General features: G+C 57.9%; 20 protein-coding genes. 8 read left to right on the top strand and 12 right to left on the bottom strand.

The genetic code is table 11. The annotated features are described in order from the left end of the window. Positions 1-6 precede the first annotated feature (6 nt). Positions 7-1,215 (bottom strand): ABC transporter substrate-binding protein, encoded by a 1,209-nt coding sequence (locus tag N7578_RS01175; RefSeq protein ID WP_311108496.1) that lies wholly within the window; start codon positions 1,213-1,215, stop codon positions 7-9. A 226-nt stretch (positions 1,216-1,441) separates the two neighbouring features. Between N7578_RS01175 and N7578_RS01180 the strand changes: the two genes are divergently transcribed. Both N7578_RS01180 and N7578_RS01185 read left to right on the top strand, forming a co-directional pair. Beyond that, positions 1,442-2,359: a LysR family transcriptional regulator gene (locus N7578_RS01180; protein WP_311108497.1), complete on the top strand. Its 918-nt coding sequence runs from the start codon at positions 1,442-1,444 to the stop codon at positions 2,357-2,359. A 134-nt stretch (positions 2,360-2,493) separates the two neighbouring features. Next, on the top strand, positions 2,494-3,516 hold the full coding sequence (locus tag N7578_RS01185) for an LLM class flavin-dependent oxidoreductase (protein WP_311108498.1): 1,023 nt from the start codon (positions 2,494-2,496) through the stop codon (positions 3,514-3,516). An 18-nt stretch (positions 3,517-3,534) separates the two neighbouring features. Here the strand turns inward: N7578_RS01185 and N7578_RS01190 are convergent, their stop codons facing one another. Next, on the bottom strand, positions 3,535-4,653 hold the full coding sequence (locus N7578_RS01190; protein WP_311108499.1) for a mandelate racemase/muconate lactonizing enzyme family protein: 1,119 nt from the start codon (positions 4,651-4,653) through the stop codon (positions 3,535-3,537). Positions 4,654-4,902: 249 nt separating this feature from the next. Here N7578_RS01190 and N7578_RS01195 point away from each other — a divergent pair, with 249 nt between their 5' ends. Both N7578_RS01195 and N7578_RS01200 read left to right on the top strand, forming a co-directional pair. Then, a complete protein-coding gene (locus tag N7578_RS01195; RefSeq protein ID WP_311108500.1) occupies positions 4,903-5,577 on the top strand; it encodes a GntR family transcriptional regulator in 675 nt (224 codons plus the stop codon). An 80-nt stretch (positions 5,578-5,657) separates the two neighbouring features. Next, positions 5,658-7,127 (top strand): mannitol dehydrogenase family protein, encoded by a 1,470-nt coding sequence (locus N7578_RS01200; protein WP_311110018.1) that lies wholly within the window; start codon positions 5,658-5,660, stop codon positions 7,125-7,127. 41 nt (positions 7,128-7,168) lie between these two features. Here the strand turns inward: N7578_RS01200 and N7578_RS01205 are convergent, their stop codons facing one another. From N7578_RS01205 to N7578_RS01240, 8 genes are all read right to left on the bottom strand, one after another. After that, entirely contained in the window at positions 7,169-8,014 is an 846-nt protein-coding gene (locus N7578_RS01205) for a dipeptide ABC transporter ATP-binding protein (RefSeq protein ID WP_311108501.1), read from the bottom strand. Continuing rightward, complete coding sequence (locus tag N7578_RS01210; RefSeq protein WP_311108502.1) at positions 8,011-8,850, bottom strand: ABC transporter ATP-binding protein; 840 nt, start codon at positions 8,848-8,850, stop codon at positions 8,011-8,013. Before N7578_RS01210 ends, N7578_RS01205 begins: the two co-directional genes overlap by 4 nt. Positions 8,851-8,853: 3 nt before the next feature. Beyond that, the gene (locus N7578_RS01215; protein ID WP_311108503.1) at positions 8,854-9,774 is read right to left on the bottom strand and encodes an ABC transporter permease subunit; all 921 of its coding nucleotides are present in this window, start codon (positions 9,772-9,774) and stop codon (positions 8,854-8,856) included. Continuing rightward, positions 9,771-10,778 (bottom strand): ABC transporter permease subunit, encoded by a 1,008-nt coding sequence (locus N7578_RS01220; RefSeq protein ID WP_311108504.1) that lies wholly within the window; start codon positions 10,776-10,778, stop codon positions 9,771-9,773. The genes N7578_RS01215 and N7578_RS01220 overlap by 4 nt, the downstream gene beginning before the upstream one ends. 63 nt (positions 10,779-10,841) lie before the next feature. Beyond that, entirely contained in the window at positions 10,842-12,446 is a 1,605-nt protein-coding gene (locus tag N7578_RS01225) for an ABC transporter substrate-binding protein (protein ID WP_311108505.1), read from the bottom strand. A 116-nt stretch (positions 12,447-12,562) separates the two neighbouring features. Further along, the gene (locus tag N7578_RS01230; RefSeq protein WP_311108506.1) at positions 12,563-13,750 is read right to left on the bottom strand and encodes a Xaa-Pro peptidase family protein; all 1,188 of its coding nucleotides are present in this window, start codon (positions 13,748-13,750) and stop codon (positions 12,563-12,565) included. Between the two features lie 579 nt (positions 13,751-14,329). Continuing rightward, the gene (locus tag N7578_RS01235; RefSeq protein WP_311108507.1) at positions 14,330-15,079 is read right to left on the bottom strand and encodes an SDR family oxidoreductase; all 750 of its coding nucleotides are present in this window, start codon (positions 15,077-15,079) and stop codon (positions 14,330-14,332) included. Beyond that, entirely contained in the window at positions 15,076-15,690 is a 615-nt protein-coding gene (locus N7578_RS01240; RefSeq protein WP_311108508.1) for a nucleoside 2-deoxyribosyltransferase, read from the bottom strand. The genes N7578_RS01235 and N7578_RS01240 overlap by 4 nt, the downstream gene beginning before the upstream one ends. Before the next feature lie 165 nt (positions 15,691-15,855). Between N7578_RS01240 and N7578_RS01245 the strand changes: the two genes are divergently transcribed. The 4 genes from N7578_RS01245 to N7578_RS01260 all read left to right on the top strand — a co-directional run bounded on the left by N7578_RS01245 (position 15,856) and on the right by N7578_RS01260 (position 19,952). Continuing rightward, positions 15,856-16,482: a ribonuclease D gene (locus tag N7578_RS01245; protein ID WP_311108509.1), complete on the top strand. Its 627-nt coding sequence runs from the start codon at positions 15,856-15,858 to the stop codon at positions 16,480-16,482. A gap of 94 nt (positions 16,483-16,576) precedes the next feature. After that, positions 16,577-17,818, top strand: a complete 1,242-nt coding sequence (locus N7578_RS01250) for a hypothetical protein (protein WP_311108510.1) — start codon at positions 16,577-16,579, stop codon at positions 17,816-17,818. A 47-nt stretch (positions 17,819-17,865) separates the two neighbouring features. After that, positions 17,866-18,162, top strand: a complete 297-nt coding sequence (locus N7578_RS01255; protein WP_311108511.1) for a hypothetical protein — start codon at positions 17,866-17,868, stop codon at positions 18,160-18,162. A gap of 245 nt (positions 18,163-18,407) precedes the next feature. Beyond that, the gene (locus tag N7578_RS01260; RefSeq protein WP_311108512.1) at positions 18,408-19,952 is read left to right on the top strand and encodes a hypothetical protein; all 1,545 of its coding nucleotides are present in this window, start codon (positions 18,408-18,410) and stop codon (positions 19,950-19,952) included. Between the two features lie 89 nt (positions 19,953-20,041). Here N7578_RS01260 and rpsA read toward each other — a convergent pair whose 3' ends face one another. Then, positions 20,042-21,742, bottom strand: a complete 1,701-nt coding sequence (gene rpsA, locus N7578_RS01265; RefSeq protein ID WP_269831886.1) for a 30S ribosomal protein S1 — start codon at positions 21,740-21,742, stop codon at positions 20,042-20,044. Positions 21,743-21,911: 169 nt separating this feature from the next. Continuing rightward, on the bottom strand, positions 21,912-22,544 hold the full coding sequence (gene cmk / locus N7578_RS01270; protein ID WP_311108513.1) for a (d)CMP kinase: 633 nt from the start codon (positions 22,542-22,544) through the stop codon (positions 21,912-21,914). Positions 22,545-22,703 lie beyond the last annotated feature (159 nt).

The following is a 22,703-nucleotide window of genomic DNA, read 5'->3' on the forward strand; positions in this document are numbered from 1 at the left end:
ATCCCCTTACTGCGTTACCAGAGAGCAACCGCTCTTGGCGGGGTCCATGAAGGCTTCCTTGCCGGGGATGGTGGCAAGCACCTTGTAGTAGTCCCAGGCCTGTTTGCTTTCTTCCGGCTTCTTCACTTCCATGAGGTACATGTCGTGGATCATACGGCCATTGGCGGCAACCTGACCGTCCTTGGCGAACACGTCGTTGACCGGCATCTCCTTCATGGCCTTTGCAACGGCATCGGCATCATCCGTGCCTGCCTTTTCGATGGCCTTCAGATAATGCAGAACAGCCGAATAGGTGCCGGTATGGACCATGTTGGGCATGGCGCCGGTGCGCTCCTTGAAGCGTTCACCGAATTTGCGGGACTCGTCGTCACGATCCCAATAGAAACCTTCCGTCAGCGTCAGGCCCTGTGCGGCTTCAAGGCCGAGGCCGTGCACTTCCGCAAGCGTGAAGAGAAGTGCGGCGAGACGCTGTCCTCCTGCGACGATACCGAATTCCGCGGCCTGCTTGATGGCGTTGGAGGTATCGAGACCGGCGTTGGCCAAACCGATGACCTTAGCGCCGGAGGACTGTGCCTGCAGCAGGAAGGAGGAATAGTCCGTGCTCGCCAACGGATGACGGACCGACCCAAGCACCTTACCGCCGTTAGACTTGACGAAGTTGCTGGTGTTTTCTTCCAGCGAGTAGCCGAACGCATAGTCAGCCGTCAGGAAGAACCAGCTGTCGCCGCCCTGCTTGACGAGCGCGCCGCCCGTACCGACAGCCAGCGAATAGGTGTCATAGGCCCAGTGGAAGCCATAGGGGCTGCACTGCTTGCCGGTCAGTTCGGTGGTTGCCGCACCGGTATTGATGGTGATCTTCTTCTTGTCCTTGGACAGCGCCTGCACAGCAAGGCCGACCGACGAGGACGTCAGTTCCATGATACTATCGACCTGTTCGGTATCGTACCACTGGCGGGCAATGTTGGACGCAACGTCGGCCTTGTTCTGGTGGTCGGCGGTCACAACCTCGACAGGTGAGCCCAGAACCTTGCCACCATAGTCCTCCACCGCCATCTTGGCGGCTTCATAGGAATATTTACCGCCAAAGTTGGCATAGACCCCGGACTGATCGTTCAGAATGCCGATCTTGACCTTGCCATCCGAAACCTCGGCGGCATAGGCGGCAGTTCCCGCGGCCAACGCCATGGCCGTGGACAAAATAATGCTCTTGCGCATTGACTTCTCCTCCCAGAGATCGATTGCGAGCCTCAAATTTGATCTGTGCAGCAGTGGACGGAACACCCGCCCCGATCTGCACTGAAACGGTCACACCACCATCCTCAAAGCGGTGCATCCTGACGCTAGACTTCTCGAATTCGAGCGTTGACACAAGACGGCTGCATCATCAAATTGCGAACAGGAACTGTTCATTTTTGAACAGAAGTGGAGAGACGAGGACAATATGGCAACGCCTTTCACCTGGGACGACCTGCAATATTTCCTCGCAGTGGCGCGCACCGGTCAGCTTTCGTCCGCCGCCCGCAGCCTGCGCACCAGCCACGCCACGGTTTCCCGTCACATCGACCGGTTGGAATTTTCCCTGAAAACCAAGCTGTTTGAGCGCAATCCACGCGGTTACGAACTGACGACGGTGGGGAGGCGACTTGTCGATACGGTCGAGCGTATCGAGGCGGAGGCCGAGCGGCTTCAATCCGACATTTCGGAAAGCGGCAGCCTGTTGCGCGGCGTCGTGCGTCTCAGCGCACCGGAAGGTTTCGCAAACTTTTTCTTTGTGGAAAGACTGAAAGACTTCGCCACAACGCATCCCCACATCATGGTGGAACTGGTGACGATCCAGCAGATCATGGCGCTTTCGAGAAAAGAGGCCGACGTGGCCGTGACACTCGATCCACCGAAAGCCGGTCCATATGTGAGTGAACAGATCATCGACTACACGCTGCATATCTATGCATCACGATCCTATCTCACGGGTCGCCCGAAGATCACACGCCGGGAAGATCTGCCCGACCACTTCTTCATCGGCTACGTACAGGATCTGATCTTTTCGCCGGGCCTTGATTACATGCGGGACGTGTTGCCGGGGCTAAGGCCTAACTTCCAATCCTCCAGCATTTTTGCGCAGCTCACGGCGACGCTCAGCGGCCGAGGCCTCTGCATACTGCCGAACTTCATTGCGGCACGTTTCCCGGATCTTCAGATGGTGCTGCCGGAAGAGGTAGAGCTGCGGCGAGGATACTGGCTGACCAGCCATCACGATTTTGCCGATGTTCCACGCGTTCGTTCACTGATCGACTTCATCCTGACTACGGTGCGCTCGCACGAAAATCTTTTCGTCCTTGACCGCAAATCGCTTACCTGAACGCCCGTCGTTCACAATTCGGCAACACCCTGTTTCCGTTTGCCGGATTGGTTAAGTCGTTGCGATGCCTATATGACTGGCAACAACGAAACCGGCGCTCCCTCCGGTACCCCTCCAACGTTTCGAAGGTCATCATGAAAAAGATCGGATTCTTGTCGTTCGGGCACTGGACGCCCTCTCCCCAGTCACAGACGCGTTCTGCCGCAGATACGCTGCTGCAATCCATCGACCTTGCGGTTGCGGCAGAAGAGCTTGGAGCCGACGGCGCTTACTTCCGCGTTCACCACTTCGCCCGCCAGCTTGCCTCACCTTTCCCGCTGCTTGCCGCTGTCGGCGCCAGAACCCGGACCATCGAGATCGGCACCGGCGTCATCGACATGCGTTACGAAAACCCGTTTTATATGGCCGAAGATGCCGGTTCCGCGGATCTGATCTCCGGCGGGCGCCTTCAACTTGGCATCAGCCGCGGATCGCCGGAGCAGGTCATCGACGGCTGGCGATATTTTGGCTATCGCCCGGCGGAAGGGCAGACCGACGAGGATATGGCACGTCAACACACCGAAGTCTTTCTGGAACTGCTGAAAGGTGAAGGGTTCGCTCAGCCCAATCCCCGCCCGATGTTCCCCAACCCGCCCGGCCTGCTTCGGCTGGAGCCGCATTCCGATGGCCTGCGTGAGCGCATCTGGTGGGGTTCGAGCTCGAACGCAACGGCGGAGTGGGCGGCCAAGCTTGGCATGAACCTGCAAAGCTCGACGCTGAAGACCGACGAAACGGGTCAGCCGTTTCACGTTCAGCAGGCCGAGCAGATCCGCGCCTACCGCGCCGCATGGAAAGAAGCAGGCCACGCCCGTGAACCACGCGTCTCGGTCAGCCGCAGCATCTTCGCGCTCGTCAACGACATGGACCGGACCTATTTCGGCTATGGCAACAAGGAAGACGATTCCGTCGGCTTCATCGATGACAAGACGCGGGCGATCTTCGGGCGCAGCTATGCCGCCGAGCCAGACAAGCTCATAGAGCAACTCAAGGCCGATGAGGCAATCGCCGAGGCTGACACGCTGCTTCTCACCGTGCCGAACCAGCTTGGCGTCGCGTATAACACACATGTGATCGAAACGATCCTGAAGCAGGTGGCGCCAGCACTCGGCTGGCGCTGATCCTAGACCAGCTTCACCTCATCTGACTGGCTTGCCGTAGCGTTCCACGCTCGCGGCAAGTGGCGTCGTGCTGGCGCCCGGCTGTTCCGGGCGCCGGTAAATGCCGTCCGTCACGTTGGCAGGCTCCTTGAAATGATCCTTGATCCACGGAATGTATTCCAGAATGGTGGAGGCCGGGTGCCAGTAGCTCATATGCACATGCACTTGGCTCATCTCCCCGGCATGCGGCACGACGGGCAAACGATGCGCAAGCGCCAGATCGGCAACCTGAATATATTCGGTAATGCCGCCAAGCCTTGTCACGTCGGGCTGCACGTAGGCGACAGCGCCAGCATCTATGAAGGATCGGAAGGCATCGACACTGTAAAGCTGTTCTCCAAGCGCAATCGGAATTGATGTGTTCCGTGCAAGTCGGGCGTGGCTCGTCACGTCGTCGTACCACATTGGCTCCTCGAACCAATATATATCCAGATCGCGGGCGGACGCGCAGAACCGCTGGCAGGTTGGCAGATCCCATTTGCCGTTGCCGTCTATAGCAATGCGGACGGATGAGCCGACGCGTTTGCGAACCGCCGCGAGACGCGCGACATCGACATTCGGATCGTCATGACCAACCTTGATCTTGAGGCGTGTGAAACCATCCTCCTCCACGGCCTTCGCGCTGCCCGCCAACAGATTTTCGAGACTGAAGGAAAGCCAGCCGATATCGGTATTATAGGCTTCCAGCGCATTGGTTCTGGCACCGCCGAGATGATGCCAAAGCGGAACCCCGGCCTTCTTGGCATTCAGATCCCACAGCGCGACATCGACGGCAGCCAGCGCCAGATGCGTGATACCGGCGCGACCGACCCATTGCAGCGAAGGATGACGTGCAAGCTTCGTCCAGAGCCGTGTGTGTTCGGACGCATCCTCTTCCACCAGCAACGGCGCATAACAATCGCTGATGCAGGAGGTTATCAGCCGGTCCGACGGCAGATGCGCATGTGTACCCGTAAAGCCGTAGCCCTCAAGACCGTCGCTGGTGGTTATCTTTGCCCCAACCACGCCCCAATGGGTGATGCTGTGCGTGGAATCGGAGATGGAATCCGATGTCAGGGGCAGATGCAGGATAAAGGGCTCGACGGATTTGATTTTCATGAGACGCACACTCCCTTGCGATGAACAGAATATCGGAGGCCTGAGATGATCGCTGCGCCGGGGTCCGCATACCGAACGACAAGAAGCCCCAAAACCAGCGCCATCAGACACCGACAGCCCCCTCCTCCAGAGGCTGTCGGCAATCTACTCCCCATCCGTAGCGCAAAAATCCTGCACAAAAAATAAAAAATTTTTTATTTTTAATTTTGATATGTTGCCCATCGTTTTGTCTTGAGCAATGATGCTGCCATGAACACGCTGGTTAAAGTCACCCTCGCCGAACAGGCGCATCAGGAACTGCGCGCCCGCATCGTCAGCGGAAGGCTCCGTGGCGGCGAGCGCCTGCTACCGAACGAACTCGCCAATGCCCTCGGCATCAGCCCCACCCCGGTCAAGGAAGCCTGTCTGAAGCTTGAAGCCGATGGACTCGTCGTAAATTCTTCCCGGCGCGGCATGGTGGTGAGAGACTTCACCGTAGAGGATATCGAGGAAATCTACGCAGCCAGAATGCTTATCGAGAAGGGCGCGGTGGAGGTCGCCTTCGACGCGGGAAAGCTGGATGACGCCCTGCATTCGAAGCTCTTGCAAAGCCTGCAGAAACATCGCGAATTCTCAAAGGGCACGACACTGGATGACCTGTCCCAGGCTCTTTTTCATGACCGGTCTTTTCATACCCTGCTGGTGGAGGCCGCGCATATTCCGGTTATTTCAGGCTCGCACGAGCGCATCCTCGACCAGACCCATACGGTTTTCGTTTCGATCCTGGGAGACTATGCCCGTTCCGTCGATGAGCACCAGAACATCGCCGACGCCATTGCAGCAAAGAGCAAGGCGCAGATCATCGACGCGCTGTGGCGACATCTCGAGCGCAGCCGGCAAAACACGCTGCGACAGGTCCGTCTGCTGAAGCAAAGCGGAGAATAACCGCGGGGCACGGTGCGGAAACATGGGAGGAAACAAAATTGACGCCAGAACAACTGAATGCCGCTGCGAGCCCCCAGAAAATAAGGGGAAGGCTTTCAAAGCAGTCCTTATCCCAACTCCCACGATCCATCGAAATTCCGGAATATGACCGGGACGCAGTAACGCCGGGCATCGTTCATCTCGGAGTAGGCGCGTTTCATCGCGCCCATCAGGCGGTTTTTATCGACGATTGCCTCAAGCGCGGTGAAACACAGTGGGGCATCGTGGCTGCTTCGCTCAGAAGCACCGAAACACGTGACGCCATAGAGCATCAGGACAATCTCTATACATTCAACCTGCGCGACGGTGATGGCGAGCGGTTTCGTGTGATCGGCTCCATTCTGGAGACAATCGTCGCACCGGAAAGTCCGGAACGCTTGATCGATCGCCTTTCCGATCCAAGGGTACGGCTCGTCACGCTGACCGTAACTGAAAAAGGCTATGTCACCAATCTCGCCAGCAAGACCCTGCTGCGCGACCATCCGGATATCATACACGATCTCGCAAACCCGGATAGGCCACGAACAATCTATGGCTTCATACTTGCCGCGACCAGACGCCGAAAGTCTGAAGGGTCCGTACCGCTTACCCTCCTGTCGTGCGACAACCTTCCCTCCAACGGGCATGTCCTGCGCAAACTGCTGCTGGAATTTGCTGCGCTAGCAGACGCAGAATTGGCGGAGTTCGTCACCAGGCACATCGCCTGCCCATGCTCCATGGTCGACCGGATCGTTCCCGCAACGACGGACGATGATCGGGAAACGATTGCGTCGGCTCTTGGGGTCGAGGACGCATGGCCTGTGGTGGCGGAACCCTATTTTCGCTTTGTGATCGAGGATCGTTTCCCACACGGGCGACCGGCACTCGAAAAATCCGGCGTCGAATTCGTCGCTGATGTCGAGCCGTACGAACACATGAAGCTGCGAATGCTGAATGGTGCGCATACCGCCATGGCGGCGGCGGGGCAAATCGCCGGACTGGCAACCGTTGCAGATGCCTGGCGCGAACCCACCATCCGCAACTTCATCGATTCCTATTGGCAGGCCGTTGGCAAAACGCTCGATCCGTCTGTGGATGGCGAGGCATTCGCGGCAGGTCTACGGGATCGTTTCGGCAATCCTGCGCTCCAGCACAAAACCATGCAGATCGCTTCCGATGCTTCACAAAAATTGCCGCAACGCATTCTGGGAGCGCTACGCGAACTGATGGAGAGCGACACCGACAGCCGCCCGCTTGTGCTCGCCTTGGCACTCTGGATACGGTCCTGCGCTAAACTGGATGAAAGCGGCCAGCCGATTACCATTCTCGACCCGGCCTTCAATGACTGGGATGCACCGGATCAGGCCGCCACTGAGCCGGACGTCGTTGTCGAACGTTTCCTGACCTTTACGCGAACGTTCGGCGATGATCTTCCAAAGAACCTGGTCTTCGTGACAGCGTTGAAAGCAGCCTATCGTGACATCCGGGAAAACGGTGCACTTGGCGCCATCGACAATTTTCTGAACTCATAAAAAAGGCCGGAAATCCGGCCTCTTTTCATCTTCAGAAAGGCTTACGCCGGCGCTGCAAGCCGAGCGGCCTTGCGTCGTTCGACACGGGCGCGGATAGCCTCGACATCCGTGATTGGCGTAGCAGCGAAAAGCTGGCGCGTGTAGGGATGCTTCGGATCGGCGAAAAGCTCCTCGCGCGTTCCCTGTTCCACCGCTTCGCCCTTCGAGATCACCATCACGTCGTCGGCAATGTAACGCACCACGGAAAGATCGTGACTGACGAACACATAGGTCAGCTGGAATTCTTCCTGCAGGTCGGCCAGAAGGTTGAGAACTTGCGCCTGAACCGAAAGGTCGAGCGCCGAAACCGGCTCATCCAGCACCAGAAGCGTCGGATTGAGCATTAGGGCGCGCGCGATTGCGATGCGCTGACGCTGACCACCCGAGAACATATGGGGATAGCGGTTGAAGTGCTCTGGTCCAAGACCGACCTTCACCAGCATGGCTTCTGCCCGCTCGCGACGCTCGGCTGCCGGAACCGACGTATTGATGACCAGCGGTTCCATCAGCACGTCGCCAACTTTCTGACGAGGGTTGAGGCTGCCGTACGGATTCTGGAACACCATCTGCACCTTGGAGCGCATATCCGGACCCGGACGACGCTTGGCGATATCGACGGCCTGTCCTTCGATCTTCAACTCACCGCCGGATGCCGGATCGATCAGCGCGATGATACGCGCAAGAGTCGATTTTCCCGAGCCGGATTCACCGACGATGGCGAGCGTCTTGCCGCGTTCGACGGAAAAATCGATGCCCTTGAGCGCCTGTACCGTCTTGGAGCCGCCGAACATGCCGCCCGGAACGTGGTAGTGACGCGTGATACCCTTGCCTTCGACGACAACACTCATTGCACGCCCTCCTTGCCGAAGAAATCGGAAACCGTCGGCAGACGGTCACCGGTTGCGTTTTCCGGCAGCGCCGAGAGGAGCGCCCTCGTGTAGGGGTGCTGCGGCGCCTCGAACAGGCTCAGCACATCTGCTTCTTCCATCTTGCGACCCTTGTACTGCACGACAACGCGGTCAGCGGTTTCCGCAACCACGCCCATGTCATGGGTAATCAGGATCAGCGCCATGCCGTACTCTTCCTGAAGCTTCATCAGGAGATCGAGAATCTGCTTCTGGATAGTCACATCGAGCGCCGTCGTAGGCTCGTCCGCGATGAGCAGGCGTGGCTTGGATGCGATGGCGATGGCGATCATGACACGCTGGCACTGACCGCCAGACATCTGGTGCGGATAGGCATTGAGCTTGGTTTCCGGCTCCGGAATGCCCACCGCCCTGAAGAGTTCCAGGGCACGGGCGCGCGCCGCGGATTTGCTCATGCCGAGATTGAGGCGAAGGACCTCCTCGATCTGGAACCCGACCGTGAAGGACGGGTTGAGCGAGGCAATCGGCTCCTGGAAGATCATGGTGATCTCCCGGCCGATCAGCCTGCGACGTTCCTGTGGCGAGAGCGTCAGAAGGTTCTTGCCGTCGAAGGTCATCTCGTCGGCAGTGATCATCGCCGTGTCCGGCAGCAGGCCCATGACCGCCAGCATCGACACCGACTTGCCCGAACCGGACTCACCGACGATCGCCAGCACTTCGTGTTTGTCGACCGATACATCGATGCCGTCCACGGCCGTGAAGGAACCGGTGGCAGTGGCGAACTTCACCGTAAGGTTTTTGATTTTCAGCAGGCTCATCGCTCAGCTCCGCTTCAATTTCGGGTCGAGCGCATCACGCAGCCCGTCACCCATCAGGTTGATGGCCAGCACCGAGATGAGGATTGCAAGACCCGGGAGTGTTACAACCCACCATGCACGCAAAATGAATTCGCGAGCCTCAGCCAGCATCGTGCCCCACTCGGACGCGGGCGGCTGCGCGCCCATGCCGAGGAAGCCGAGGGCTGCCGCATCGAGAACCGCCGACGAGAACGACAGCGTTGCCTGAACGATCAGCGGCGCAAGGCAGTTCGGCAGAATGGTCTTGAACATCAACCGCAGATTACCCGCACCGGCAACGCGCGCTGCCGTGACATATTCGCGGCGAAGCTCGCTCATCACAGCGGCGCGGGTCAGACGCGCAAAGTGCGGCTGATACACGATGGCAATCGCGATCATCGCGTTGGTCAGGCCAGGTCCGAGGATCGCAACCAGAACCAGCGCCAGAAGCAGCGATGGGAACGCGAGAATGACATCCATCACGCGCATGATGACATTGTCCACCCAGCCGCCGAAGAAACCGGCGATAAGGCCAATGACGATGCCGCCGACGAGTGCGATGGAAACGACGACGATACCGATGAACAGCGAGTATTGTGCGCCGTAGATCAGGCGCGAAAGCATGTCACGTCCGACGGCATCGGTGCCGAACAGGAAGTCGACGCGGCCACCCTCCTGCCAGAATGGCGGGATGAGCAGTGCATCACGATACTGCTGGGTCGGATCATGCGGCGCAAGCAGCGATGCGAAAACCGCAACCAGCACCAGCAGAATAAAGACGGCGAGGCCGATGACGGCGCCACGGTTCTGGCGGAAATAGAACCAGAAATCGGCAATCATCCGGCGGCGAATGGCGGCGTCGGAAAGCTTGACGCCACTTGTGGGGGTCGTGGTCACATCGCTCATTTGTGACGGATCCTTGGGTTGATGAGGCCGTAGGTCAGATCGACGAGCAGGTTGACGATCATCACCATGCCCGCAGTCAGAAGCAGGCCGCTCTGCACCACGGGATAGTCGCGGCGCGAGATGGAATCGATCATCCACTTGCCGATGCCCGGCCAGGAGAAGATTGTTTCAGTCAGGATGGCACCCGCCATCAGCACGCCGATCTGGAGGCCGATGGTGGTGATGACCGGGATCATGGCGTTGCGCAGTGCATGAACGCCGACGACGCGTGTGGCAGACATGCCCTTGGCGCGTGCGGTGCGTACATAGTCCTCACCCATCACTTCCAGCATCGCGGAACGCGTCTGGCGCGCGATGACAGCAAGCGGAATGGTGGCAAGCACGACGGAAGGCAGAATGAGGTGCGACAACGCCGAGACAAATGCGCCCTTCTGGCCGGAAATCAGGCTGTCGATCAGCATGAAACCCGTAACGGAAGGGAAGAAATACATCAGCGAGATGCGTCCCGATACCGGCGTCCACTGGAGGATGCCGGAGAACATGATGATGAGCAGAAGCCCCCACCAGAAGATCGGCATGGAGAAACCGACCAGCGCCGTCGTCATCGAAATCTGATCGAACCAGGATCCACGCCGGATCGCAGCAAGAACGCCGACAGGGACGCCGATTGCGGTTGCGATGATGATGGCAACGAGGCCAAGCTCGACCGTTGCTGGAAACAGCGACAGGAACTCGGTCAGAACAGGCTTCTTGGTGACAAGCGAATTGCCGAGATCACCCTGCAGAAGCCGTCCGAGAAACTGGAGATATTGCTGCCAGATGGGCTGGCTGAAACCGAGCTGTTCGGCAAGCTGCGCGTGCCGCTCGGGCGAAATACCGCGCTCGCCAGCCATCAGCAGCACGGGATCGCCGGGCAGCACGCGCACGAACGCGAAGGCAACGAGGGTAATCCCGAGGAAGGTCGGAATGAGATAGAGAAATTTGCCGAGAATGAACCGGATCATGGTCTTTTTCCTGAAAAGACGCGCGGAAGAACGTCGTTCTCCCGCGCGTCCTGTTGTTTGGGATTACTCCGCGATGTCTACCGTGTCGAATACGAAGTCGCCAAGCGGGCTCATCTGGAAGCCCGTGACATTCTTGCGCATCGGTACGTACTGCGTCGAGTGGTCGAGGGTTGCCCAAGGAGCCTGATCCTTGAAGATGACCTGTGCCTGCTCATAAAGCTTCGTACGCTCGGCAACGTCGCTCGTCTGCTTGGCCTTGGTCAGGAGATCGGAGAACTCCTGATTGCACCAGAAAGCGCGGTTTGCACCACCCGGCTGAGCCGAGGCGCAGGAGAGCAGAACGCTGAGGAAGTTGTCCGGGTCACCGTTGTCACCCGTCCAGCCGAGGATGACGGCGCCGTCACGGCCCGGTTCCATCGACTTCTTCAGGTATTCACCCCACTCATAGGAGACGATTTCAACCTTGACGCCAACCTTGGCGAAGTCCGACTGCAGAAGCTCGGCGGTACGGCGCGCGTTCGGCATGTAAGGACGCTGAACAGGCATCGCCCAGATCTTCATCGAAAGATCCTTGACGCCAGCTTCCTCGAGAAGCTTCTTGGCGGCTTCCGGATCGTACGGATCGTCCTTGATGTTGTCGTTGTACGACCACATCGTCGGCGGGATCGGGTTTTTGGCGACCTGGCCATTGCCCTGGAACACGGCGTCGATGATGGCCTGCTTGTTCATGGCCATGTTGAGTGCCTTGCGAACCTTCGGGTCATCGAACGGCTTCAATGTCGTGTTGTAGGCAAGATAGCCAACGTTGAGGCCGGACTGTTCGTCGAGCTTCAGGTTGGAATCTGCGCGAATGGAAGCAAGGTCGGCCGGTGCCGGATAAGGCATCAGGTGGCATTCGCCAGCCTTCAGCTTCTGCAGGCGAACAGCGGCATCAGGAGTGATCGCGAAGATCAGGTCGTCGATCTTAGGTGCCGTGCCCCAGTAATCGGCGTTCTTCTGGTAGCGGATAACCGCGTCCTTCTGATAGGCCACGAACTTGAACGGACCCGTGCCGATCGGCAGGTTGTTGAAGTCTTCCTTCGTACCAGCCTTGTCGAGCGTGTCGGCATATTCCTTCGATACAATCGAAGCGAACGGCATGGCGATGTTGGCGAGGAACGGCGCTTCCGGGTGCTTCAGCACGAACTTGACCGTGTAATCGTCAACCTTGACGATTTCCTTGATCAGCGACGGCATTTCCATCGAGGAATAATACTCGTAGGTGATGCCGGCGATGTACTGGTGCCACGGGTTCTTGTCGTTGCCCTGGCGATCGTAGCTGAAAATCACGTCGTCAGCGTTGAAATCGCGGCTCGGCGTGAACTTGTCGTTGGAGTGCCACTTCACGCCCTTGCGCAGCTGGAAGGTGTACTCGAGGCCATCAGCGGAAATTTCCCACTTCTCGGCGAGAGCAGGTTCGATTTCAGTCGTGCCCTTCTTGAACTCAACGAGACGGTTGAAGACCGGGTGCGCCGACGCATCGAACGTACCGCCGCCGGTATAAGGCGCCGGATCAAAGCCCTCGGGCGAAGCCTCGGAGCAATAAACGAAAGTTTTCGCCATGGCGGGCATGGCGGAAGTCATCGCAATCGCAGAAGCGATCAGCAAACTGCGGGTCAGCGTTTTCATCTGGTGGTCCTTTCCCTCTTTATCTGAGTCCTGTTTCGGCCCTTTCACGGGCCTTTTTTCTGGTCAGTGGCAACACACCATGCGTGTTGCCCATCGGACTATTGCCTCCCGACCAATTACCTTGCGTCCGGCTGAAAAAGCCGGTCGAGGTTCTTTTCCGGAGGGCAGAACCAGCGCGGTCCAGCCTCCGTCATGTAAGCGATATCTTCGAGGCGCACGCCACACTCTCCATAAACGCACAGCATCGGCTCGATGGAGAAGCACATGCCTGGTTCAAGCGGCGTATCGTTTCCAGCAACGATATATGGTTCTTCGTGAATATCCAGTCCAAGACCATGCCCCGTACGATGTGGCAAGCCCGGAACAGCATAGCCGGGACCAAAGCCAGCACCCGCCAGCGCCTGACGCGCAGCTGCATCCACTTCGGAACACGGGGCGCCGTTGCGTGCCGCGGCAAATGCCGCAGCCTGCGCATCACGCTCGGTATTCCAGATGAAACGCTGACGTTCGGTCGGCTGACCGAATACATACGTCCGGGTAATGTCCGACCGGTAACCGTGCAGGATACCGCCGAGATCGACCAGAACCATGTCGCCTTCATTCAGCGTCTGGGCATAGGGAACGCCGTGCGGATAGGCCGTCGCCTCCCCGAACTGTACAGCGACAAAAAGCGGCTTCATCCCGAGTGCGATATGGGCAGCATTAACGAAATCAGCAACTTCAGTGGTTGAAACACCGGCCCGCAGATTTTCAAAAACAGCCTTTTGCACGCCGTAGCTGGCGTCCATCGCCGTCTGGATGATAGCGATTTCGGTAGCAGATTTGACCTGCCGCTGCTTCACGATCATCGGCTGAGCGGAAATCACACGGCCTTCCAGACGCTGCATCAATGCGGATGCAAAGACGAATGGCGTTGCAGGGTCAATCGCGATACGCACGCCGGGACAGGCAAATGCCTCAACATGGCGCACCATGATATCGAAGGGATTTTCATCCTCTTCCCATACCGCAATCCGACCCGGAACACGGATCAGGGTTTGCAGTTTGGGCTCTTCGAAAGCCGGGCTGACATAAAGCAGATCACCTTCAGCGGGCACAAAGGCACCGTGAATCCGCTCGGAAAGACCAAGCGACAGTCCGGTATAGTACGTGAGAGAGGATGATGCATCGAGCCACACCACCTTCACGTCTTCCCGGATCATTTGCATTTGCAGATTGCGCAGGCGCAACCTCAATTCATTTTCAGCGATCGGCTGCACGCCAACCGGCTGAAAGCGCTTCAGCGCCTCTGTAAAGTCTGCCATTCTCTCCCCGCCGCTTTGGGGCGCGCATACACCAGCGTGCAGGCCAACTTCCCAAGCGTTCTTTTGACTATGCATAACACACGCGAAAGGCGAGGCAATGGGCCAAAGCCAACGAGAGCAACAAAACTGTGCATATTTATCTATACAAAGGCAAAATACGCTCGTCAAAGGCCGGATTGCGCAGCCTCTTGCCTTGACGCCCCGCTAAAAATTCACTCGCGATTTTGTGAAGCCCCCCCCTGCAACCACCGGACAACGGGCCGGATATTCCTCAAAACGACTGAAGGAGCACAGATGCATCTTCGGTCAACGGGGGGGGGATTAAAACCTGAAAAAAGAAAAAGCCTGCCGCGGGAGGAGGTGCGGCAGGCTTCAAACTTGATCGACGATTGGGAGGAGGAGTACCGTCGATCCACATCGGATCGGCGCTGGGAGGAGGAGTGCGCCGCTTCGATGATTTGAATATAGTTGCATCACTGACCTTTTAACAGAGCCAGTCTCGCAATGCAGCAATGCAATTTTGCATGACCTCGGTAGCATAGCATGTTTTTCAGCACACGCCCCAGAAGCCTGATTCTATTAGCTCTCGCGATACACCTGAAAACCGGCGAAAGATTGATTGACCGGCATCAGCTCGAGGCTGTTGATGTTGATATGCTTGGGTTGAGAGGCGACCCAATGGATCGTGTTGGCAATGTCATCGGCCGTGATCGGATTTACGCCCTTGTAAAGATTGTCCGATGCTTCCTGATTGCCACCTGTACGAACAAGTGTGAACTCGGTTTCACACATGCCGGGCTCAATGGACGTCACGCGAACACCCTTGCCATGCATATCGGAACGCAGACCAAGTGAAAACTGCCGCAGAAATGCTTTCGTGCCACCATAGACGTTGCCACCCAGGTAGGGGTAAGTCGCCGCGACTGACGCAAGGTTGATCACCATGCCCCGACGCTCGATCAGTGTCGGCAACAGCTGGTGGGTGATATTCAGGAGGCCGGTGATATTGGTCGCCACCATCGTGTGCCAGTCCCTCAGCGGCACCTGCGGCGCGGGCGATGTGCCCAAGGCAAGACCAGCATTGTTCACGAGAACATCGATGTCTCGGAAACCTGCTGGCAGCTCAGAGATCGCTGCCTGCATCGCTGCTTCGTCCGTAATGTCGAAAGCGGCACCATAAAAGCTGGCGCCGAGTTCCTCGGCAAGCGCCGTTAGGCGCTCCGCGCGGCGACCGGTCCCCACGACCTTCCAGCCCTCGCGCACAAAACGCCTTGCCGTTGCCTGTCCGAAACCGGATGTCGCGCCCGTGATGAAAATGGTTCCGGTCATGAAAGTGCCTCCACTCTGTTCTGTATGTCCGTCTGTGTGTTTTGAAGAAGCTTTTCAGCCGCCAGCTTCAGGCAGCACTTGAAAGCATCAACATCGGTATAAAGCGCTCCTTCGGGCGCGTTGCCGACAACGACGACACCACCGCGCCGAAGGATACCGCCGTGCAGCATCAGATTGTCGGCCATGTCGAAGTTCTCGATCGACAACCCGTCCGGCCCGCGAAAGCGCCCCGTCTCGTCCTGAATGATGTCACCGCCGTAATAGGTCGTTATCCGGCTGAAATGGCTGGCGGCCACATTCGTGTAAGCGAAAACCGGCTTGCCCAGCGCGCACATGAAGCCGAGTTCGTAGCTCGTTCCCGTGTCGGCGGCGATACCTCTGAACGGCGTGAGGTTGGCGATGACCGCATCCGCCTCCATCATCATCTGCTCATCGACGGCATTGATATTGCAGCCATGCTGGATTTTCGTGTCGGCGGGCGGAATCTGCAGATCCCCCGGCGAAAGCGGAATAAAACCGGTTTCGCGTGCGAGGGCTGCCTTGAGATCAAGCATTTCGCGAGCATTCGAGAGAAAAACTTCCGGCCCTGCGAGATAGATTTTTTTTGTCATGGGAATTTCATGCATATCAGAATGAATGTTGCGGGAACCTAACCCGCCGACATTGCAGAACGCAAGCATCAAGGCGCGGACGGGCGCGGGATAAAACAACGGTATCGCCTACCCGCTGTTTCGGTTATACGCCATTCGACAGACGCGACACGACCGGAGAAGCTCATGCCTGCCACCATCCGTTATCACGAAGGCGATATTTCAGCGGAAGATGCTGCACGCTATACCGGCGCCATAGCGATCGATACGGAAACGCTCGGGCTGGTTCCCCGTAGAGATCGCCTCTGTGTCGTACAGCTCTCGCCCGGTGATGGATCGGCGGATGTCATCCGCATTGCTGCCGGGCAGAAGGAAGCGCCCAATCTGGTGGCGATGCTTGCCGATCCGTCTCGAGAAAAGATTTTCCATTACGGGCGCTTCGATATCGCCGTTCTGTTCCATACCTTCGGCGTGACCACGGCATCGGTTTTCTGCACGAAGATCGCCTCCCGCCTGGTGCGCACCTACACGGACAGGCACGGCCTGAAGGACAATCTGAAAGAGATGCTCGAAGTTGACATCTCAAAGGCGCAGCAGTCTTCGGATTGGGCTGCGGCAACGCTGTCACCCGCCCAGCTCGAATATGCGGCTTCCGATGTACTTTACCTGCACGCCCTGCGCGACAAGCTGATCCAACGCCTGGTGCGCGACGGCCGCATGGACCACGCCACGGCCTGTTTCGCGTTCCTGCCGACACGCGCCAAGCTAGACCTTCTGGGCTGGGAAGAAACCGACATTTTTGCCCACAGCTGAAACCGGCGGCCTGAACGGCGAGACTCTTAACATCTGGTTTACCGCATTCGCATAATCTCGGCCGCAACTCTACGTCGCAGCCGGGATTTTCTCCATGATTACCCCTCTTCAGCAAACAGCCGGTATCGCAGTCGGCGACCTGATGCGGTCCATGATCGAAACGATCGAGGAACGTCAGCGTGAAGAGCAGGAAAAAGCAAACGGTACGAAACACGACGAGACAGTCAAAGCCGCGCAACCGCAGCCGGATCAGTCCCAGCGCGCCGCCAACGAAAAAATCAGCGCCTATCTCTTCGGCGCCATGCGGCCCGATCCCGATGCATTTGCCTCTCTCGTTGCCCGCTTTTCCTCCGCCCTTGGCGTGACACAGGGAAATGACGAGACGAACGCTGCTTTCGCACAACGGCTGCAAGACGCCCTGACCCTGACGGACAACTTCGAGAAAACCGATTATCAGGGCAACCCGACCAAGATTTCCCTCAAGTCTCTCGGCGTTTCGGAAGCTCAGGTCATCGACGTGATGAATGGCGCCGTTACATCCTGGACCGATCCGATGGCCTCCCTTGCGGCACGCATCGCAAAAAATGCGGGCCTGACCGGTCAGGAGGAAGACTTCGGCGAGCAGATGACGAAGGCCATCATGGCGGCACGTGCTTCTTTGCCAAAAAGCGTCAACGATCTTGAAGAAAGTACCGGAATTAAGGAACTCGGCATCAGCGCCGAACAGATGATCTCGGCAATCGCCAATCCGTGGAGCGAGACCGCGCGCGCCGTGAAAGAGGCGCTCAACGAGCAGGCACAAAGCGGCGGTATGACGACACGCGAGACGCTGAAGGTTATCCAGCGCCTTGAAGATGTCGCCGATCCGAAAACCAAGGAAGAACTGCAAGCGGAGCGGGATGACAATCGCATAGGCGAAGTGAATGACGCCGAGGTGTCGGCCGAACGCGAGGCCGACATCAGGAATTTCGATGCCAAGGGAAAACTGGAAGACGTACAGAAACTTCAGGATGCGGTGAAAGAACATATCGACGCCTCGAAAGATGCCGGTTCAGATGATGCCCAGGAGGCCGGACCCCTCGATATCGATAGCGAAATGGCGATGATTTCCGCTCCGTCGTCCGTGACGACAGGCAGCGTCCAGGCTTCCCCCACCGACGAGGCTGAGGACAACCAGCCTGCTGAGATAAGATCTTCAACTGAAGCGGATGATGTAAACGACGCCGAAAAGCTGCTCGACGCGCAGACCGTGGTAGAAGAAGGCCAGAAACACATTCTACCGATATCGATCGATGAAAACGGTCTTTATGAATTGTTGCGGAAAAAAGCAGCCTGACGACAGGTTTTCAAAACATTTGAGCGAAACATGATGTGAGTTCAAAGATGCCCCATACTCCCCGACTCCCCGGAGGCAACGGCCATGAGGCCGAACTGGACATCGCAAGCGCACTTCTTGCCATGGCTGCGCCATCAACCGTTCCCGGTGACGACCTATTCGCCGAGGAGACGGTAGACCAAGCGCCAAGCCCCAAACCCGAAAGAGGGTTTCCGAAAGCAAGCTGGCTCGATGCCCTGCCGTCGGAAGCATTTGAAACAAGGCGAACCGAGCCCGCTCGCATTTCCTCCGTCAATTCGGACGATAACGGCCTCTATCGCATGTTCGTCGGCGTTTCGCCTTAGATTACCACCTCTGCCGCATGGTTAGCGAAATATTAACCTCATGACCGCAGTCTGGAGTTTGATGATTCTGCGTGCTGCAAGGCAACGGGCATTTTCCACGTTGCGCACCACAACGCTCCCGCATGAGCGGGCGAGATGACACCTGTGCATCACCGTCGCGACAAACACCAACAATCTGGCCAAATGGCCAGCAGCACAGACCCTTGAACGGTCAGCGACGGCTATCGATACGAACGGAGCGAATCATGTTACCGCCTGTACCGAAATTGCCTGCAGCAGATGCATCGTACACCGCGACAACCGCAGCGGCTGGCCGCACGCAACCGGCTGGCACCGTTCCAGCGCCGATAGCGGTATCCGCGGCTGAAATGGACGGCAGCCTTTTCGCCAAGGCGACCATCGCGTCGCTCGCGAGTGAATATCAGCTGTCCCGCAGTACCTTCGTCCTGTCCGAAACACTCGGCAAACTGATGAACCTTCCCCGCCAGGACGGAGAGGCAATAGAAGCATATGTCGCGCGGCTGGCAGATGCGCTACGGGCCCTGCCAGCACCACAGCGGGCAGCACTCGAACAGCAGGTCAGCAAAGCCTTGCAGGGGCTGACGCTTTCAATGCTGACGGACATTCTGAAAAATCCGGCGGGACCGGATGCAGCACGTCTTGCCCTGCTAATCGAACTTTCCCGCTACAAGGGGCTCGATCTCGCCGCGAAAGCAGTCGTCACCTCATATCAGCAAAATAACAGAACGGATCTACCGACCTCCCTAGCATCCTCTCGAATGCCGGATGCACAGAAGCCCGCTCCGGTCGGGGAACAAGCCCCTCCTGTCACGAACCAGGCGGCGCTTGGCAGCCCCGCAAACAAGCTTGTTGCGCAGGTCTTCGCCCAGTTGACACAACTCGCCGCGCCGATGAAAGACGTCATGACTGCCCGCGTTGCTTTGCCTGAAGTTCCCAACAGGCCAAACGTTCAGAATGCTGACAGCGGCGTGCAAGCCCCCAAACCAGCCAGGCAGGACGTCAATATCGAACCTTCTGCAAAGGTTGCGCACCAAGATCAGAAGGCAGAATCGGCAAAGGCCACGTCGGCCGGAACACGGTCCGATAATCTGACGAAATCGGAAAACGGACGCCCCCAGAGTGCCGGGCAAAACCATGAAGCAGCGGCTCGCCCTCGCGCAGAGATGCGGCCGGCGCCAAATGCCTCTCCCAACCAGATAGCACTCCAGATCGAGGAAGCGGAAAGTTTCCTGTTTGCCGCGCTGACCGGGAAAGGCCCTTCGACGGCATCCACTCATGAACGCCCCTTACCCGTTGCGAGCGGGACCGCTCCTGCGACCCCTGAAAACCTGCCGGGAGAAAAAACCGATGCGCCCCTGTCCACGGCCCAAACGGCAAGGAGCGAGCCCGAAACGCCCGAACAGCACTCCGTAAGCCAGACCGTTACAAGAGTACTATCCGAGCAGGAGTTGAAGACAGCGACATTCGAGCAGGCAGCAACTCAACCGCTCATCGCCTCCCTCCTTGCCAAGGAAGGTACACCACTGCCCTTTGTCTCCTACCCTCCTGCAAAGGACGAGCCGGAATCAGAGACGCCGCATCGAGGCCATCCCCCGTTCTCGGAGGGCGACGCTGATGAAAATGCCGAAGAACAGGGTGAACCTGGTGAAATGGAAGAACGCGCTGCCGCCAACGACGCAGCAGAAGTGCAGACGGCTGAAGACCCAGGTGCCGGCATGAACGATGAGAGCGCGGAACACTATTATCTGCGAATGGGCGGGATCGTCTGAAAGATCCTCTCGCTCGACGGGCCTTGGCAAGACAACAAAAAACCCGCCGGATCGCTCCGGCGGGTTCTTCATTTCAAAAGATCAGGCGATTACTCGCCGCGGTTCTTCAGAGCCGCGCCGAGGATGTCGCCGAGCGAAGCGCCCGAGTCGGACGAACCGAACTGAGCAACGGCTTCCTTCTCTTCAGCGATTTCCAGAGCCTTGATCGAAAGCATGACCTTGCGGTCCTTCTTCGAGAAGTTGACAACGCGAGCGTCGACAACCTGGCCAACCGAGAAGCGCTCAGGACGCTGCTCGTCACGGTCACGGGAAAGGTCAGCGCGACGGATGAACGAGGTGAGGTCTTCGTGGTTTACGAGCTTCACTTCGATGCCGCCGTCGTTGACGCCGATGACTTCAGCGGAAACAACTGCGTTCTTGCGCAGGTCGCCGGAAGAAGCGGCTTCGCCGACGGAGTCCTTGCCGAGCTGCTTGATGCCGAGCGAGATTCGTTCCTTCTCGACGTCAACGTCGAGAACGACAGCCTTGACGACGTCACCCTTGTTGTACTCTTCGATGACCTGTTCGCCCGGACGGTTCCAGTCCAGATCGGACAGGTGAACCATGCCGTCGACGTCGCCTTCGAGGCCAATGAACAGGCCGAATTCGGTCTTGTTCTTGACTTCGCCTTCGACTTCAGTGCCGGCCGGATGGCTGTAGGCAAATGCCTGCCACGGGTTTTCCAGCGTCTGCTTCAGGCCAAGCGAGATACGGCGCTTGGACGGATCGACTTCGAGAACGACAACGTCGACTTCCTGGCTCGTGGACAGGATCTTGCCGGGATGTACGTTCTTCTTGGTCCAGGACATTTCGGAAATGTGGATCAGGCCTTCAATGCCCGGCTCCAGCTCAACGAATGCACCGTAGTCGGTGATGTTCGTGACGGTACCGGAGATTTTCTTGCCAACCGGGTACTTGGCGGAGATGCCATCCCACGGATCGGACTCGAGCTGCTTCATGCCGAGCGAGATGCGGTGGGTTTCCTGGTTGATGCGGATGATCTGAACCTTGACCTGCTGGCCAATGTTGAGGATTTCCGAAGGATGGTTGACGCGGCGCCATGCCATGTCGGTGACGTGCAGCAGGCCGTCGATGCCGCCGAGGTCAACGAACGCACCGTAATCGGTGATGTTCTTGACGACGCCGTCAACAACCTGGCCTTCTTCGAGGTTCTGAACGATTTCAGAACGCTGCTCGGCGCGGGACTCTTCGAGAACCGTACGACGCGAAACAACGATGTTGCCGCGACGCTTGTCCATCTTGAGGATTTCGAAGGGCTGTGGGTTGTGCATCAGCGGAGTTACGTCGCGGATCGGACGGATGTCGACCTGCGAACGCGGAAGGAAGGCAACGGCGCCATCCAGATCGACGGTGAAGCCACCCTTGACCTGGTTGAAGATAACGCCTTCGACGCGCTCGCCAGCTTCGAACTTGGCTTCGAGCTTGACCCAGCTCTCTTCGCGGCGAGCCTTCTCGCGCGACAGAACAGCTTCGCCGAGAGCGTTTTCGATGCGCTCAACGTAAACTTCGACTTCGTCGCCGACCTTCAGCGTGCCGTCCTTGGACTTCGCGCCGAATTCCTTCAACGGAACGCGGCCTTCAACCTTGAGGCCGACGTCGACGATGGCAACGTCCTTCTCGATTGCCGTTACGATACCCTTGGCAACATAGCCTTCGGCGAGATCGTTAGAGGCAAAGGATTCTTCGAGAAGCGCTGCGAAATCTTCGCGCGTGGGGGTAGATACAGACATGAAATCTCCTGAGTGCATCCGATTGTGACGGATACAGAAGCGCCGGTGGGCTAGCGTTGATGATACCCGAACTCATGCCCGCCTTTTCAAAAGGCTTTCCGGCGCGAGGACATGTCTTCGGGCAATTCCGGTCTGAACGCGAAACAATTGATGCGGTTCCGCGAGGAATCTATTTCTTCAGAGCAGCATCGATGATCGATTTCGCGGCTTGAAACGCCGCTTCTATACTCATTTCCGACGTATCTAGCAAGTGTGCGTCTTCAGCCGGCTTCATCGGGCTGTCAGCACGCCCCATATCACGCTCATCACGCTTCTTCACATCGGCGAAAACCACATCGTAATCGGCAGCGACGCCGTTGGCGACGATCTCGTCATAACGCCGTTTCGCGCGAACCTCCGGGGAAGCGGTGACATAGAGCTTCACCGGCGCATCCGGGCAGACCACCGTTCCGATGTCCCGTCCATCCAGAACCGTGCCGGGCTCGGTTCGCGCAAACCGCTGCTGCGCCGTGACAAGGGCACGTCGCACCGGCGTCATGACAGCAACCTTCGAAGCCGCTTCCCCGATATCGTGCCGCGACAGCACCGAACGATCGAGACCGCCGAGATCAAGCTCAAGCGCAATCTTCTCAGCGACGGCCTCATCATCAAGCGGCAGGCCGGCGTCGATCAACGCCTTGGCAGTGGCGCGGTAGGTCAGCCCGGTATCGAGATGGTGGAAGCCGTAGGTCTCGGCAATCCGGCGCGAGAGCGTTCCCTTGCCGGCGGCCGCGGGACCATCGATGGCGATCGTAAAAGTCATGAAACTGCCTTGCCCGTTCATGGATATATATAGAGTGTGTCGAAACGTCTTCCTGTCACATCCATGATTGCCTTGATGGCAAAGGATGCGCCAAGATGAAAGCATCGGAAGTTTGTCTTTGACACGAAAGACCGCAACGATTAAGGGGACCGGCTATAA

This window comes from Agrobacterium tumefaciens (genome assembly GCF_031801495.1).
In the GTDB taxonomy this organism is placed as follows: domain Bacteria; phylum Pseudomonadota; class Alphaproteobacteria; order Rhizobiales; family Rhizobiaceae; genus Agrobacterium; species Agrobacterium tumefaciens_K.